We start from the raw sequence: 14,712 nt of genomic DNA, 5'->3' as shown, positions 1-14,712 counted from the left end.
CGGGACCGGGCAGCGTGCTGCTCACTCGGTGTCGCTGCATCGGCCCTCCTCCGCTTTGATCCACGGGAACACCGCGGTGCGTCCCTGGGTGTCGCTGACCCGGATCTGGACCGCGCAGAGGTAGTACTGGATGAACCCGCCGTAAGCGCCGAGCCGGATGGCCTTGCGGTAGTTCTCCGGCGCCTTCTGCAACGACATGTCCAGGCCGGCCAGGTCGGCGTTGATCGCGGTGGTCAACCGATCGACCTGAGTGATGGTGTGGGTCAACGGATCCCGCGCGTTGCCGAGCAGATCGGCCAGCGACGCCGTGCCGCGGTCCAGTGCCGTCACCGCGGTCCCGATCGGGTCGCGGTCGGCCGCCAGCCCGGCGACCAGCTTGCCGAGCCGGTCGATCGCCCCGGAGAACCGCTTGTCGCCGTTGGACAAAGTGGCCAGCGTCGTGCGCAGTTGGTCGATCAGGGACTCGATCACCTGGTTGTTGTCGGCCAGGGAGGTCGAGAACGACGACGTCCGCGACATCAGTGAGTCGATGGTGCCGCCTTGGCCCTGCATGATCTGGATCAACGAGGCCGTGAGCGAGTTGACGTCGGTGGGATTGAGTCCACGGATCACCGGCTTGAGGCCGTTGAGCAACAGGTCCAGATCCAGTGCGGGCGCAGTCCGCTCCAGCGGGATCTCCGAACCCACCGGCAACAGCCGGGTCGAGCCCGGCCCGTCCGTCAGTTCCAGATAGCGGTCACCGACCAGGTTCAGGTAACGCACCGAGGCCTGTGTGCCGGTGGTGAGCGGAATGTTCCGGTCGGCCCGGAATTTGACCAGCACCGTGCCGTCCGGACGCAGGGAGACGCGACCGACCGTGCCGACCCGGACTCCGGCCACCCGCACGCTGTCGCCGGCCTTGAGCCGGGAGGCGTCGGAGAAGACCGCCTGGTAGCCCGCCGTCGGTCCGGTCCGGACCTCGGCGAAGATCGCGAACAGAAATATCGTGGCCAGCACCATCACCGCGGCGTAGATGCCGAACTTGACCAGGGGTCCCAGTTCTCTTCTCATCCCGGCATCCCCACCTGGGCGCTGTTGCGAGGCGGCCCACCGATCGGTCCGAACAGCGCCTGCTTGAGGCCATCGGAGTTGAGCAGGATGCCCTGGTTGCCGTATTCGTACGGGTTCGCTCCGGTGTCGGCGATCAACGCGGGCACCCGGTATTCCGGCGGTACGTCGGGCAGGCCCAGTTCGGTGCAGTAGGAACGGTCGGAGCGGGCCGCCACCTTCGGCAGATGATCGGGGTAGCGGTAGCGTTCCTTGGCCAAGGTGAAGCTGGCCGTGATGATGATGCCGGGCACATGGAACGGCACGGACTTGGCGAACGGCACCAAGCCGCCGATCGAGCAGCCGAGTTCCTCGTGGTATTTATCCAACAGTTGCGCGGTCGGCTCCAGCACGTGCGTCAGGTCGGTCAGGGCCTGCCGGTTCTCGCCCAGCACCTCGTTGCCGGTATCGGCAAGACCGATCGCGGCCATCAGGAAGGTGTCCAGGCTGTTCTGCTCGGCCACGATGCTCTCACTCATGGTGTTGGTGGCGCCCAGCGCGGCGGTGAGATCGGGCGCCGCGTCGGCGTAAGACCGGAACACCGGTGCCATGGTGGCGGCCTCGTGTTCCAGGGTGCCCAGGCTGGGCTCGATCTCGGCCAGCAGCTTGTCGAAGTCGGTGAGCGCCTGCCCCAACTTCTGCCCGCGTCCGTTGAACGCGGTCGAGACCGCACTCAGGGTCTCGTTCAGCTTCTTCGGATCGATCTTGTCCAACACCCGCACCAGTTGCTGGAACACCGTGTTGATCTCGACGGTGACATGCTCGCCCGCCAGCACCTGGCCGGCATGCAGCCTGGTTGCATCCGGATCCGGCGGCGCCACCAACTCGACCGACTTAGCGCCGAACACGGTCGAGGAGGCGATCCGGGCGGTGACGTTCGCCGGAATCAACCGCAGTTGCTCCGGTTGCATCTCCAGCCGCAGGACCGCGGTGCCGTCCGGTTGAGGATCGATGGCCCCGACCTTGCCCACCTGAACCCCGCGCAGTTTGACCTTGGCGTCGGGATACATCACCAGACCGGCCCGCTGCGAGACCACCGTGACCGGCACCGTGCCGGTGAAGCTGCCGCGGAACAAGCCGATCGCCAGCCCGACGACCACCGCGATCGTCACGATCGTCACCAGCCCGACCAGGGGCCGCAGGTAGGCCGGCTGCTCCCGGCGCTGACCGACGGCCCGACGTCTCCGCGCGGTGGAACCCCGCTGGTCCGAGTCGTCGACTTGTCGTCCCAACGGTGGATCTGCGGTCGCCCCGAGAACCATTACCCCGCCGTCACCCTGCCGTCAGCGTGATCCATCGCCGCCCCCTTCCACGATGGTGACCGCCGATACCGCAGTCGGACCGCCGATGTTGTGCGCCAAGCCGATCCGGGCGCCATCGACCTGATTGACCGCCGTACCGCGCAACTGCTCGAAGAGTTCTACGCACTGTGCCACACCGGTGGCACCCGGGGGGTGGCCTTTGCATTTCAAACCGCCACTGGGGTTCACCGGCAGCGCGCCCCCGACGCTGGTCACCCCGGTTTCCAGCAGTTTGTAAGCCTCGAACCGTTCCGCGAACCCGAGATCTTCGTAGCTGATCAGTTCCACCCCGGTGAAATAGTCGTGCACTTCGGCGACGTCGATGTCGGCCGGCGTCAATCCGGCCATGGCGAACGCCTGCTTGGCGGCGCGCACCGTCGCCGGAAACGTCGTCATGTCGCGCTTGTGCTGGTGCATCACCGAGTCCAGGCCCAGCCCGACCCCGCGAATCCACACCGGTCGATCGGTGAAGCGGTCGACCACGTCTTCGGCGGCGAGCACCAAAGCGGCCGCGCCGTCGCTCTGCGGCGCGCAGTCATAGACGCCGAACGGCGACACCACCATGGGGGCTTCGAGGGCTTGTTCCAGGGTGATCTCGAAGCGCAGCCGAGCCTTGGGGTTGGCCACTCCGTGCCGGTGGTTCTTCACCGCCACCATCGCCAGATGTTCCCGGGTGGCGGGCGATTCGTGCAGATAGCGCTGCAGATGCAAGGCGAAACCGGCGGGGGCCACCAAGCCGAGCGGATAGTCCCACGCCATGTTGCCCACCGCCCCCTCCCAGGCCCACAGCATGTCCTTGGTGGCGATCTCACGGAGTTTGTCCGCGCCGATGACCAGGGCGACGTCGAGCGCGCCGGAGGCTACCGCGAACAGTGCGTTGCGGACCGCGTCGTTGCCGGTGGCGCAGGAGTTCTCCACCCGGGTGACGGGCAGGTCCGGCAGCCCCAGTGTGTCGGCCAGGATCCCGGACGGAAAGCCGTCGGTGGTGCCCAGCGCCCCGAACCAGGCCGCCTGGACATCGGTCTTGGCCAGTCCCTTGTCGACGGTCGCGGCGCACTCGGCGAAAGCCATCGGCAACAGGTCCTTGATGCCCAGCGCGAAATGCTCCCGGAATGGCGTCATCCCGGCGCCGACAATCGCCACGCGTCTCATGCGACCGCCTCCGGTTGATCCGCCGGGTCGAACGGCTCGAAGGCGTAGCCGTAGTCGGGCACCCCGGAGCGCACCGCGATCCGGCGCAGCACCAGCCGGCCGCGGTCGCCGATCCAGGCGCTGCCGGCCGGGGCTCCGGTCACCTTCACCAGGGCCCGGACCGCGACGTCATCGAGCTCGACGATCACCAGCGAGTAGGGCGTCCGCAGACCCGGGACCGGCAGGTGCACGCTGACCTCGGTGTAGACGGTGCCGGTGCGAGGGAGTTCCACCAGCTCGTAGTCGGTGCTCAGCGTGCTGTCCGCGCCGACCCGGTAGCGCGGCGGGAAGTCGAGTTCGTCGCTGTCGGGGTGCTTGCCCGCCTCCCAGCGCACCTTGGCCTCGAAGGCACGCTCGTAGGCCGCCAGCGAGATCGGCAGGTCCGCGCCCGGCGTCAGCACGCTCGGCGGTACCGGCCGGGCGACCGGTTCGCGGCGGTGCACCGTGACCTCACCGCCGGACACGTTGATGCCGGACAGGTTGGCCTGCTCGACCGCGATCAGCGGTCCCTCGGTCTGCGTCTCGGCCAGCACCGCCAGTGCGAACAGCCCCGAGCTGGCGCCGTTGGTCGGCAGCGGCGCCGGCTCGCCGCTGCACAAGGCGACGGCGCGCTCGTGCTCGACCCCGGCCAGCATCACCGGGGTGTCGGCCCAGGCCTGGGCCAGCGATGCCACCACTCCCCGCTCGTGCAGCAACCGCGGGTCGCCGTAGTCGTGCACCACCCCGTCATTGCGGGTACGCACCGGCAGGCTGCGTGCGATGCGGGCCGCGGTGCGCACCCGCAGCCCGTTCTCGGCGGTGAGGACCGCCACGGCGCCGCTCCCATACGGCGGTCCCAGCTTCGCCTCTCCTCCGTCGAGCCTTGCTGATCCGTCGGCCGGGACGACATCGACGCCGATGATCAGGGTCCTCGGCCGCGCCGAACTCAGGGCGTCCAGCGCGGCGGGCGCACCGCCGAGCCGCTCGACCACTTCCAGTTCGGGATCCAAGCCCAACCCGGCCAGCAGCACCGCGGCGTTGCTGCTCTCGGTCAACGGAAGGTCGCGGCTCACGATCACCAGCCGCTCCACCGCCCCGCCTTCGGCCAGCGCGGCACGGCCGGCCTCAACCGCCAGGGTGATGGCGTCCTCGTCGTCACCGGCCAGCCGCCGCAGGGCGGTTCCCCAGCACGGCAAGTAGGTGCCAATCGAAGCTACGTGCGGCATCTCGATCCCAGGCTTTCAGGTGACCGCGCCGACGGTCTTCAGTTCGATGATCCGGTCCCAGTCCAGGCCGAGGTCGGTCAGGATCTCGTCGGTCTGCTCGGCGAAGCCGGGGGCCGGGCCGGTTTCGGCGGCGGTGACGTCGAACTGCACCGGACTGGCGACCAATTCGAGCTCACCCGCCCGGATGACATAGTCGTTGGCGCGGATCTGGGCGTCCTCGGCCGCCTGCAGGGTGTCCTGGACCGGCGCCCACGGCCCGGCCAGCGTCGCGAAGCGTTCGCTCCACTCGGCCAAGGAGCGGGCGGCGATCGCCTCGGTGAGGATCTTGACCGCTTCCGCGGTGTTGGCTGCGATCTGCTCGGCGGTGGCGAACCGCGGGTCGTCGATGAGCTCGGGGCGGTCGATGTGCCGGCAGACGTCGGCCCAGAACTTGGTCGGCTGCATCATCACGAACGAGATGTAGCGCCCGTCGGCGGTGGCGTACAGACCGGTCAACGGATTGACCGGCGAGCCGTGCACGCCGGGCACCGGCGCTTCCAGCCGCTGACCGAGGTGTTTGGTGAGGGCCACCGTGTGGCCCATCGCCCACAGTCCGCTGCCCAGCAGCGACACGTCGACGACCGACGGCTCACCGGTGCGTTCCCTTTTCAGCAGCGCCGCCGCGATCCCGCCGGCCAGGTTGGTGCCGGAGATGGTGTCGCCGTAGGCGGGCCCCGGCGGCGCGATCATGCCCTCGGTCCCGGGCGGGGTGATGGTCGCCGCGGTCCCCGCCCGGCACCAGAAGGCGGTCATGTCGTAGCCGCCCTTTTCGGCCTCGGCCCCGCGCGGGCCCAGTGCGCTGCCGCGGGCATAGATGACCTTCGGGTTGATCGCCCGGATGTCGTCGACGTCGATGCCGAACTTGCGCCGGTGCGCCGGCAAGAAGCTGGTCAGGAACACATCGGCGCGGCGGGCCAGTTCATAGAGCACCTCCCGCCCTTCGGGCACCGCCATGTCCAGGCCGATGCTGCGTTTGCCGCGGTTGGCGTGTTCGATGTTGGGATTCGGGTCACCCTCCACCTTCAGCTGGCCGGTTTGGCGCAACCCGCGCTGTGGGTCTCCGGTGACCGCGTGCTCGACCTTGATGACCTCGGCGCCCCACTCGGCCAACACCGCACCGGCCGACGGAACGAAGCCGTACATCGCGACCTCGAGCACCCGGATGCCCTCCAGCGGCCTCATCCGGCCGCTCCAACGGGTGCGGCAAACGTCTTGCGCTCCAGGAACTCCTCCAGCCCGGCGACGCCCATCTCCCGTCCGATCCCGGACTGCTTGTATCCCCCGAACGGGGCGTCCGGATGAAAGTAGTTGCCGCCGTTGATCGAGAACGTTCCGGTTCGGATCCGGCGGGCCAGTGCCAGCGCCCGGTCTTGGCCGCCGAAGATCGCACCCGACAGTCCGTAGATCGAGTTGTTGGCGATCCGTACCGCGTCGTCGTCATCGTCGTAGCCGATCACCGTCAGCACCGGCCCGAAGACCTCTTCCTGGGCGATCTCACTGTCCGGATCGACTCCTGTGAGCAGCGTCGGGGTGTAGAAGAAGCCGGGATCGACCTTTTCCCCGCCGGTCACCAGGGTGGCCCCCGCTGCCACCGCCCGTTGCACCATGCCGTCGACCTTGTCGCGCTGCTTGGCACTGATCAGCGGGCCCATGTAGGTCTTCGGGTCCGTCGGGTCGCCGTAGCGCACATGCGAGAAGTTGGTCTTGATCAACTCGACGATCTCGTCGTGATGACTGTTGGGCACCAGCAACCGCGACGTCAGCGCACAGCCCTGGCCGGCGTGCGTGACCATCGAGAACGCGGCGAAGACCGCGGCCATGTTGAAGTCGGCGTCGTCGAGCACGATCGCCGCCGACTTGCCACCGAGTTCTAAGAAGACCCGCTTGAGCGTGCCGCTCGCGGCGGCCATGATCGCCCGCCCGGTCGGGGTGGATCCGGTGAAGGTGACCATGTCCACGTCCGGGTCGGTGGTCAGCACCGCGCCGACCTCCGCGTCCGACGAGCTGAGCACGTTGACCACGCCGGCCGGGATGTCGGTGTGATTGGCGATGATCTCCCCGAGCGCCAGCGTCACCAGCGGGGTGTCGGGCGCGGCCTTGAGCACCAGGGTGCAGCCGGCCGCCAGCGCCGGGGCCAGCTTCGCCAGGGCCAGCTGGTTGGGGTAGTTGTACGCGATGATCGCGGCGACGACTCCGGCGGCTTCTTTCTCCACCCAACGGTGGTGCAGCATCCCGCGGCTCTCGGCGTTGCCGAGGTCTTCGGTCATCGGATAGTCGCGGAGCAGATCGGCGTAGTAGCGCACGATCGCGATCGGCTGGTCCAGCTGGGCGCCCTGGGTCAGCGCCGCCGTGGCCCCGACTTCGGCGATGGTGAGGTCGGCGAGTTCGTCACGGTGCTCGACGAGCGCGCGGTGCAGTTGATCGAGGCAGCGGATCCGCAGCGCGGTGTCGGTCGCCCAGTCGCCGGCGTCGAAGGCGCGCCGTGCGGCCGCGACGGCGGCGGCAGCCTGCTCCACGCCGGCGTCCGGCGCATAGCCCAGGACCTCTCCGGTGGCCGGATTGAGTGATGCGTAGGTACGGTCCGCGCCCACCAGCTTGCCGTCGATGAGCAGCTGCCGGGCGGCAACCTGCTCGGTGGCCTTCGCACCGCCGGAACCATCTGCATCATTCGGCGGTCCCAGCTTCGGCTCTCCTCCGTCGAGCCTCGCTGAACCGCCGGCGACGATCGCTGCCGTTTCCTGCGAACCCATGCAAGCCTCCCGCCGGGTAACTACATTCTCATGTGCGGCGAATCATACATCTCGACAGGGAGAACTCAAGCGGGGTTGGCCGCTTGTCGGCCCGACCGCTGGGCAACGCCTCTGCGCGGCGATTCGGCATCGCCCCTGCTGGGAGCCGGTTCAGCCGAACCTTGCCAGAAACAGTTGTACGAGAGTACGATTCTCACACCTTGGAAAGGGGATTCTTTGTGACCGAGACGGGCCTCGTGAGAACGGCTGTTGTGACCGGGGGCGCCTCGGGCATCGGTGCGGCCGTGGTGAACCGTTTGCGGGCCGACGGCCACCGGGTGGCGGTCATCGATCTGAAGCCCGGCGGTTCAGCGAGCCTCGACGGAGGAGAGGCGAAGCTGGGAGCGCCGCACGGGCACGGCGAGCAGGATCTCGCCTTCGCCGCCGACGTCACCGATCGCGGCCAGATCGACGCCGCGTTGACCCAGATCCGACAGCAGCTGGGGCCGGTCACCATCCTCGTCAACGCCGCCGGCAAAGACGGCTTCAAGAAGTTCAGCCACATCAGTTTCGAGGACTGGCAGCAGATCATCGACATCAACCTCAACGGCGTCTTCCACACCATTCAGGCGGTGCTGCCCGACATGGTCGAGGCCGGCTGGGGACGCATCATCAACATCTCCTCGTCGAGCACGCACTCCGGCACTCCTTATATGGCGCACTACGTGGCGGCCAAATCCGCCGTGAACGGACTCACCAAGACCCTGGCACTGGAGTACGGCCCCAGCGGAATCACCGTCAACGCCGTGCCGCCCGGCTTCATCGACACCCCCATGCTGCGCAACGCCGCGGACCACGGGTTCCTCGGCGACATCGAGGACAACATCGCCAAGACCCCGGTGCGCCGGATGGGACGGCCCGAAGACATCGCCGCCGCGTGTGCGTTCCTGGCGTCAGAGGAGGCCGGCTACATCACCGGGCAGATCCTGGGCGTCAACGGCGGTCGCAACACCTGACACTCGCCGCACCGACGGTGTGCACCAACGAAAGGAACAGTTGTGGGACGTGTTGCCGGAAAGGTCGCATTCATCACGGGCGCAGCCCGCGGACAGGGCCGTAGCCACGCGCTGCGGCTGGCCGAAGAAGGCGCCGACATCATCGCCGTCGACCTGTGCCAAGACATCGAGACGATCGGCTATCCGATGGCACGGCCCGAGGACCTCGAGGAGACCGCCAAGCTGGTCGAGAAGACCGGCCGCGGCATCGTCACCGCGCAGGCCGACGTGCGCGACGCGGCGGCGCTGAAGAGCGCACTGGACGCCGGGCTCGCCGAATTCGGCAAGCTCGACATCGTCGTCGCCCAAGCCGGCGTGGCCGGCATGAAGGGTAACCCCCCGCTGCAGGCGTGGACCGACGTCATCAACACCAACCTGGTAGGCACCATCAACGGCATCCAGGTCGCACTGCCCCATCTGGGCGAGGGCGCATCGATCATCGCGACCTCCTCAGCGGCGGCGCTGATGGACGCCCACCAGAAGGCCAATCCCGGTAACGACCCGGGTGGAATGGCCTACATGACCTCCAAACGCCTTATCGCGCAGTACGTTCACGACTTGGCCACCGAGGTGGCGGTGCGCGGTATCCGCGCCAACGTCATCCACCCGACTAACTGCAACACCGATATGTTGCAGAGCGAGCCGATGTACCGGTCGTTCCGCCCCGACCTGGAACACCCGACGCGCGCCGACGCCGAACCGGTCTTCTACGTCCAGCAGGCGATGAAGGTGCCGTTCATCGAACCGGAGGACATCTCCAACGCGGTTCTGTGGCTCGCGTCTGACGAGGCCCGGTACGTCACCGGCATGCAGTTGCGGGTCGACGCCGGCGGATACCTCAAGTGGTACGACTACCACGTCTGATTGCGGCTGAGGCGGATTCGGCACGTTCGATAGGAGCAGCATGAAAGTTTGGGTTGACCCGGAGCGCTGTCAGGGCCACGGTCTGTGCAAGATGATCGCGCCCGATTCCTTCGACCTCGACGACATCGACGGTCACTCCACGGCGGCAAAGGAAGTCGTCCCCGCCGACCAACACGACCTGGTGCGGGAAGCCGCCCGCTCCTGCCCGGAGCAGGCGATCATCCTCACTGACGACGACAGCCAATGACAAGGGAGACAACGCGTTGAGTATCGACGAAGCAGTCACCAACAGTGATCCCAAGAAGGACCAGCCATATCACTTCGACCGGCACACCGCCGAGTACCGGCTGAACTTCGAGTCGATCACCGCGGAGATGCACACCAAGTGTCCGATGGCCTGGACCGAGGCCTACGACGGGCATTGGGTTGCCGCCGGCGGAAACGAGGTCTTTGAGCTGGCCCGGTGCCCGCACATCTCCAACGACCACGACGTCAACAACGAACGGCGGGGTTATAAGGGAATCTCCATCCCGCCGGCCAAGCGAGCAGTCGGGGTGCGCGGCGGCATGCTCGAAATGGACGGCGACGAACATCGCTTCTACCGCAACGTGGTCAACCCCTACCTGTCCCCCGCTGCGATCAAGCGGTGGGAGCCCTTCATTCACGACATCGTCCGCGCCTGCATCAACGAGAAGATCGAAGAAGGCCACATCGACTTCGTCGATGACCTGGCCAACATCGCGCCGGCCGTCTTCACGCTGGCGATGCTCGGTATTCCGCTGAAGAACTGGACGATCTACTGTGAGCCGGTCCATGCGGCGGTCTACACCCCCGAACACGATCCGGACTCGGTGCGGGTCGCCGAGCTGCACCGCCAGATGGGCCTAGATCTGCTCACCAATTACTTTGAGATCAAAGAGAACCCGCGCCCCGGCATCGTCAACGCGCTGGCGCAGGCGCGGATCGACGGGCAACCGGTACCCGACATCGATGCGCTCGGCATGGTGGGCCTGGTGATCGGCGGCGGTTTCGACACCACCACCGCGCTGACCGCCCACTCGCTGGAGTGGCTGTCGCAGCACCCCGAGGAACGTGAACGGCTCAGCCGAGACCGGGACACCCTGTTGGACCCGGCCACCGAGGAGTTCCTGCGCTACTTCACCCCGGCTCCCGGCGACGGACGTACCTTCGCCGCTGACACCGAATTGGTGGGCACCCGATTCAAGGAGGGTGAGCGACTGTGGCTCTCCTGGGCGATGGCCAACCGGGACCCCTCGATCTTCGATGACCCCAACCAACTCATCATGGACCGGAAGGGCAACCGGCACTTCAGCTTCGGCCTCGGGGTGCACCGCTGCGTCGGCTCCAACGTGGCGCGCACCGTCTTCAAGTCGATGTTGACCGCCGTACTCGACCGGATGCCCGACTATCGGTGCGACCCGGAGGGAACGGTGCACTACGACACCATCGGTGTCATCCAGGGTATGCGGCACCTGCCGGCCACGTTCACCCCCGGCAAGCGGATCGGGCCGGGTCTGGACGAGACGCTGGAGAAGCTGCAGCGGATCTGCGACGAGCAGGAGTGCGCCCGCCCGATCACCGAGCGCAAGGAAAGCGTGGTCATCGACTGAGACCGCGAACGCCCATTGTGCGGTTTCGTACGCGCTGGGCGGCGGGTTGCGTACGAAACCGCACAGCCGGCGGGGCCGGGTCAGCCTCGCGGCAGACCCAGCACCTGCTGAGCAATGATGTTGCGGTGGATCTCCGAGGTTCCCCCGGCGATGGTGCCCGAGAAGCTACGGGCATGGCGTTCAAACCAACTGGCGAAATAGCTGTCGAGGTTCATCGGCGCATACGGGCCTGAATTCGCCGGATGGACCAGGCCCGCCGACCCGGCCGCGTCCAGCGCATGACCGGATGCAACCATCTCGGCTTCTGAGCCGAGCAGCTTGAGCACCGACAGCGCCGGCACATCCTCTTCGCCGCGGGCGGCCCGAGCCAGTGCTCGGGAGCCCAGCAGGCGTAACGCCTGATAATCCATGACGGCGGTGGCGAATTGGTCGCGCTCCAACGCGCCATCGGGGCGAAAGTCGGCGATCACGTTGTCCAGTCGGTCGGCGAACCCGAGCCACATCATGGTGCGCTCATGCCCGAGGGATCCGTTGGCCACCCGCCAACCACCATTGAGCGGGCCGACGAGATTCTCGCCCGGCACCCGCACATCGGTAAAGAACACCTCGTTGAAGTCTTTGTCGTCGATTCCGCAGATGGTTGGGAACGGGCGACACACCACTCCCGGAGTGTCGGTGGGGATCAGCAACACGCTGATGCCCTTGTGCTTCGGCGCATCCGGATCGGTGCGCACGAACGTCAGCAGCACGTCGGCATCGTGCGCACCGGAGGTCCACACCTTCTGGCCGTTGACGATGTAGTCGTCTCCGTCGCGGTCCGCCCTGGTGCGCAACGACGCGAGATCCGAGCCGGCGCTCGGTTCGCTCATCCCCAGCGACGCGGTGATCTCGGCGCGCAGAATCGGCACCGCCCAGCGTTGTTTCTGCTCGTCCGTTCCGAACGAAAGCAGCGACGCCGCAATGATATTCACACCCTGTGGATTGAAGCTGTGATAGATCCGGCGCCGGCACAGCTCCTCGAGGTGGACGAACTGCTGCAGCAACGTGGCGTTGCGGCCGCCGAATTCCGGCGGGTTACCGGGCAGCAGCCAGCCGTTGTCGAACAGCAACCGCTGCCAGCGCCGCGCCCACCCCGGCATGTGCGACACCGACCGCGGGCGCTCCAACGTGTCGGCCTCGGCGGGAAGATTGGCTTCGAGGAAAGCCGCGAACTCGGCGCGGAAGTCCTCGACCTCGGCGTCAAATGTGAGTTGCAAGGTACTCCTCGGCGATGGCCGCGCGGTGCTCCGCCGCGCCACCGAGCATCAGCTCACCGGCTTTGGCCCGCTTGAGCGCGAACTGCAAGTCGTTCTCCCAGGTAAAGCCCATCGCGCCGAAAAGCTGCAGGCCGTGCCGGAAGACAACCGACTGGCATTCTCCGGCCGCGGCCTTGGCCATCGCCGCGGCCATCCGCCGCCGGGGATCGTCAGCCGCGATCGTCAGGGCCGCGAAATACGCCAGGGCACGGGCCCGCTCGATCGCCACGTGCATGTCGGCGGCCTTGTGCTGGACGGCCTGGAAAGAGCCGATCGGCACCCCGAACTGCTGCCGGCTGCGCACATGCTCAAGAGCCAGATCGAGGATGCGCTGGCAGGCGCCGACCATCGTCATCGCCATCCCGGTGAGCGCGACGTGGCGTGCCCGGTGGACATCGACGCGCATCCGCGCGGTGTCGGCTACCTCGACTCCGGCGAAGGTCACATCGGCAACATGCAACGTCGGATCGAACACCGAGGCCTTCCGCGTCGTCACCGCCGCGGCGTCGACCAGGAACACCCCGGCCTCGGCGACCACCGCCAGCCGGTCGGCCCGATCGCCGTCGAGCACGTTCAGCGCGGTTCCCTCCAGCACCCAGCCGGCTGCGTTACGGTGCGCGGTCACGCCGCTGAACACGGCCGCGCCGGTGGAGCCGTCGGGGCGATGGTGTTCGCCGACCAACGGGGCGAACTGTGTCATCGTCGCCAGAAACGGCGTGGGGTCGGTCGCGCGGCCCAGTTCCTCGAGGACGATCGCCAGCTCGACCGCGGTCTCCGGCTCGTGCAGCTCGGTCCAGCCCAGGTCGACGTAGACCTTCCACAACGAGTCGATCGCCTCGTGCGGGTCGCCGTCGGCCTCGGCGACACTGCGCACCAACGAGGGTGAGCACTGCTTGCCCACCACGTCGCGCACTGTGCCCTGCCACAGTCGCTGATCCTCATCGAACTCCAACAGCATTGCGTCACCTCCTCGACACGCGCGTTGAGAATAACATTCTCGTTAGCGAATGTAACGATCTCGAACGGAGTTACCGTGTTGTCACACCGTGTCGCGCGGTGAAGGCGGTCGCTGCGCCACCTGCCTGCATCGGCAGGGGACCTCCCGGATGAGAATCCAGTTCTTGCAAGCAAAGAATACAGCTATACAATGAGGGTCGGCCTACGGTGCGGGCGCAGGGTCCGGCGACACGGCGAAGGGCGGCGTTGATGATCGAACACCCGGACGGCACCCGTACGCCCGTCATCGATGCCAGCGTGCACATCTTCGCGGCGTCGAACGCCGACTTGCGCAGTTTCCTGCGGGAGCCCTACCGCAGCCGCGGCTTCCCCGATTACGAGATGGACTGGTACGGCGCGCCGGGGGGCGAGTACGCGCCCGGCACCGAGGGCCCGGAAGGCCAATACCCGGGTTCGGACCCCGATGTGGTTGCCGGGCACCTGTTCACCGACCGGGGTGTCGATGTGGCCGTGCTGCATCCGATGACGCGCGGGGTCATGCCGGATCGGCACCTGGGGTCGGCGATCGCCGCGGCGCACAACGAGATCCTGGTGTCACGCTGGCTGGACCACCCCGAGCACGGCCAACGTTTCCGCGGCACCATCCGGGTCAACCCCGACGACATCGCCGGAGCACTGAAGGAGATCGACCGGTGGAAGGACCATCCCCGGGTGGTGCAGATCGGTGTCCCGTTGCAGTCGCGCGAGTTGTTCGGCAAACCGCAGTTCTGGCCCCTGTGGGAGGCGGCCATCGATGCCGGCTTGCCGGTGGCCGCACACATCGAGGTGGGATCGGGCATCGCCGCCTCGCCGACGCCGTCGGGCGGCACCCGGACCTACGAGCAGTACGTCAGCTTCATGGCGTGCAACTACCTCTACCATCTGATGAACATGATCGCCGAGGGCGTCTTCGAGCGGATGCCGTCGCTGAAGTTCGTCTGGGCGGACGGCGGTGCGGATCTCCTGACCCCGTTCATCTGGCGGATGGACTGCTTCGGCAGACCGCACCTCGAACAGACTCCGTGGGCGCCGGAGATGCCCAGCGACTACCTGCCCGATCACGTGTACTTCGTCCAGGGCGCCATGGACGGCCCCGGGGACACCGAGTTCGCCGGGGAGTGGTTCGGCTACACCGGCAAGGACGACATGGTCATGTACGGGTCGAGCTATCCGCACTGGCAGCGCAACGAATTGTCGGTACCGAGCACCTTCAGCGCCGAACAGCGCGACAAGTTGTGCTGGCGCAATGCCAGTGCGCTCTACGGCATAGAAGTTCCGGCCGCCGCGGGCGCACACTAGAGAACAGCTGGGATCAAGGGA

Annotated in this window: 13 protein-coding genes; 5 read left to right on the top strand and 8 right to left on the bottom strand. The window is 67.2% G+C overall.

What is annotated here, in order from left to right:
• Window positions 1–21: 21 nt before the first annotated feature.
• The 6 genes from AC5Y4Q_RS01630 to AC5Y4Q_RS01605 are packed head-to-tail and all read right to left on the bottom strand — an operon-like array spanning window position 22 to window position 7,572.
• Window positions 22–1,050 (bottom strand): MCE family protein, encoded by a 1,029-nt coding sequence (locus AC5Y4Q_RS01630; protein WP_064922540.1) that lies wholly within the window; start codon window positions 1,048–1,050, stop codon window positions 22–24.
• The gene (locus tag AC5Y4Q_RS01625; RefSeq protein WP_234786593.1) at window positions 1,047–2,348 is read right to left on the bottom strand and encodes an MCE family protein; all 1,302 of its coding nucleotides are present in this window, start codon (window positions 2,346–2,348) and stop codon (window positions 1,047–1,049) included. The genes AC5Y4Q_RS01630 and AC5Y4Q_RS01625 overlap by 4 nt, the downstream gene beginning before the upstream one ends.
• A gap of 21 nt (window positions 2,349–2,369) precedes the next feature.
• Entirely contained in the window at window positions 2,370–3,539 is a 1,170-nt protein-coding gene (locus tag AC5Y4Q_RS01620; protein ID WP_064922539.1) for a thiolase C-terminal domain-containing protein, read from the bottom strand.
• The gene (locus tag AC5Y4Q_RS01615; RefSeq protein ID WP_065019556.1) at window positions 3,536–4,783 is read right to left on the bottom strand and encodes an OB-fold domain-containing protein; all 1,248 of its coding nucleotides are present in this window, start codon (window positions 4,781–4,783) and stop codon (window positions 3,536–3,538) included. Before AC5Y4Q_RS01615 ends, AC5Y4Q_RS01620 begins: the two co-directional genes overlap by 4 nt.
• Before the next feature lie 15 nt (window positions 4,784–4,798).
• A complete protein-coding gene (locus tag AC5Y4Q_RS01610) occupies window positions 4,799–6,004 on the bottom strand; it encodes a CaiB/BaiF CoA transferase family protein (RefSeq protein ID WP_064921637.1) in 1,206 nt (401 codons plus the stop codon).
• Window positions 6,001–7,572, bottom strand: coding sequence for an aldehyde dehydrogenase family protein (locus tag AC5Y4Q_RS01605; RefSeq protein WP_234786592.1), 1,572 nt, complete (start codon window positions 7,570–7,572; stop codon window positions 6,001–6,003). The genes AC5Y4Q_RS01610 and AC5Y4Q_RS01605 overlap by 4 nt, the downstream gene beginning before the upstream one ends.
• Before the next feature lie 236 nt (window positions 7,573–7,808).
• Here AC5Y4Q_RS01605 and AC5Y4Q_RS01600 point away from each other — a divergent pair, with 236 nt between their 5' ends.
• Genes AC5Y4Q_RS01600 through AC5Y4Q_RS01585 form a run of 4 tightly spaced genes read left to right on the top strand, consistent with a single transcriptional unit; the run spans window position 7,809 to window position 11,101 of the window.
• Window positions 7,809–8,567 (top strand): SDR family NAD(P)-dependent oxidoreductase, encoded by a 759-nt coding sequence (locus tag AC5Y4Q_RS01600; protein WP_064921642.1) that lies wholly within the window; start codon window positions 7,809–7,811, stop codon window positions 8,565–8,567.
• Window positions 8,568–8,609: 42 nt separating this feature from the next.
• Window positions 8,610–9,470 (top strand): mycofactocin-coupled SDR family oxidoreductase, encoded by an 861-nt coding sequence (locus AC5Y4Q_RS01595; RefSeq protein WP_064921636.1) that lies wholly within the window; start codon window positions 8,610–8,612, stop codon window positions 9,468–9,470.
• Between the two features lie 40 nt (window positions 9,471–9,510).
• Window positions 9,511–9,717 carry a ferredoxin gene (locus AC5Y4Q_RS01590; protein WP_064921635.1) on the top strand — a complete coding sequence of 69 codons (207 nt, stop codon included), beginning with the start codon at window positions 9,511–9,513 and terminating at the stop codon, window positions 9,715–9,717.
• 16 nt (window positions 9,718–9,733) lie between these two features.
• On the top strand, window positions 9,734–11,101 hold the full coding sequence (locus AC5Y4Q_RS01585; RefSeq protein WP_499957701.1) for a cytochrome P450: 1,368 nt from the start codon (window positions 9,734–9,736) through the stop codon (window positions 11,099–11,101).
• Between the two features lie 80 nt (window positions 11,102–11,181).
• Here AC5Y4Q_RS01585 and AC5Y4Q_RS01580 read toward each other — a convergent pair whose 3' ends face one another.
• Window positions 11,182–12,357 (bottom strand): acyl-CoA dehydrogenase family protein, encoded by a 1,176-nt coding sequence (locus tag AC5Y4Q_RS01580; protein WP_064921633.1) that lies wholly within the window; start codon window positions 12,355–12,357, stop codon window positions 11,182–11,184.
• Window positions 12,341–13,354 (bottom strand): acyl-CoA dehydrogenase family protein, encoded by a 1,014-nt coding sequence (locus tag AC5Y4Q_RS01575; protein WP_064921632.1) that lies wholly within the window; start codon window positions 13,352–13,354, stop codon window positions 12,341–12,343. Before AC5Y4Q_RS01575 ends, AC5Y4Q_RS01580 begins: the two co-directional genes overlap by 17 nt.
• Before the next feature lie 248 nt (window positions 13,355–13,602).
• Between AC5Y4Q_RS01575 and AC5Y4Q_RS01570 the strand changes: the two genes are divergently transcribed.
• The gene (locus tag AC5Y4Q_RS01570; protein WP_499957698.1) at window positions 13,603–14,691 is read left to right on the top strand and encodes an amidohydrolase family protein; all 1,089 of its coding nucleotides are present in this window, start codon (window positions 13,603–13,605) and stop codon (window positions 14,689–14,691) included.
• The last annotated feature ends 21 nt before the right edge of the window (window positions 14,692–14,712 follow it).

This window comes from Mycobacterium sp. NGS16 (assembly GCF_059813225.1).
The sequence above is the reverse complement of the archived record's forward strand: the minus strand, read 5'-3'. Positions and strand labels throughout refer to the sequence as shown.

Coding starts and splice junctions, on each gene's coding strand:
- AC5Y4Q_RS01620 (WP_064922539.1), bottom strand. CDS start 3,539: ATGAGACGCGTGGCGATTGTCGGCGCCGGGATGACGCCATTCCGGGAG.
- AC5Y4Q_RS01605 (WP_234786592.1), bottom strand. CDS start 7,572: ATGGGTTCGCAGGAAACGGCAGCGATCGTCGCCGGCGGTTCAGCGAGG.
- AC5Y4Q_RS01570 (WP_499957698.1), top strand. CDS start 13,603: ATGATCGAACACCCGGACGGCACCCGTACGCCCGTCATCGATGCCAGC.
- AC5Y4Q_RS01590 (WP_064921635.1), top strand. CDS start 9,511: ATGAAAGTTTGGGTTGACCCGGAGCGCTGTCAGGGCCACGGTCTGTGC.
- AC5Y4Q_RS01610 (WP_064921637.1), bottom strand. CDS start 6,004: ATGAGGCCGCTGGAGGGCATCCGGGTGCTCGAGGTCGCGATGTACGGC.
- AC5Y4Q_RS01625 (WP_234786593.1), bottom strand. CDS start 2,348: ATGGTTCTCGGGGCGACCGCAGATCCACCGTTGGGACGACAAGTCGAC.
- AC5Y4Q_RS01630 (WP_064922540.1), bottom strand. CDS start 1,050: ATGAGAAGAGAACTGGGACCCCTGGTCAAGTTCGGCATCTACGCCGCG.
- AC5Y4Q_RS01615 (WP_065019556.1), bottom strand. CDS start 4,783: ATGCCGCACGTAGCTTCGATTGGCACCTACTTGCCGTGCTGGGGAACC.
- AC5Y4Q_RS01575 (WP_064921632.1), bottom strand. CDS start 13,354: ATGCTGTTGGAGTTCGATGAGGATCAGCGACTGTGGCAGGGCACAGTG.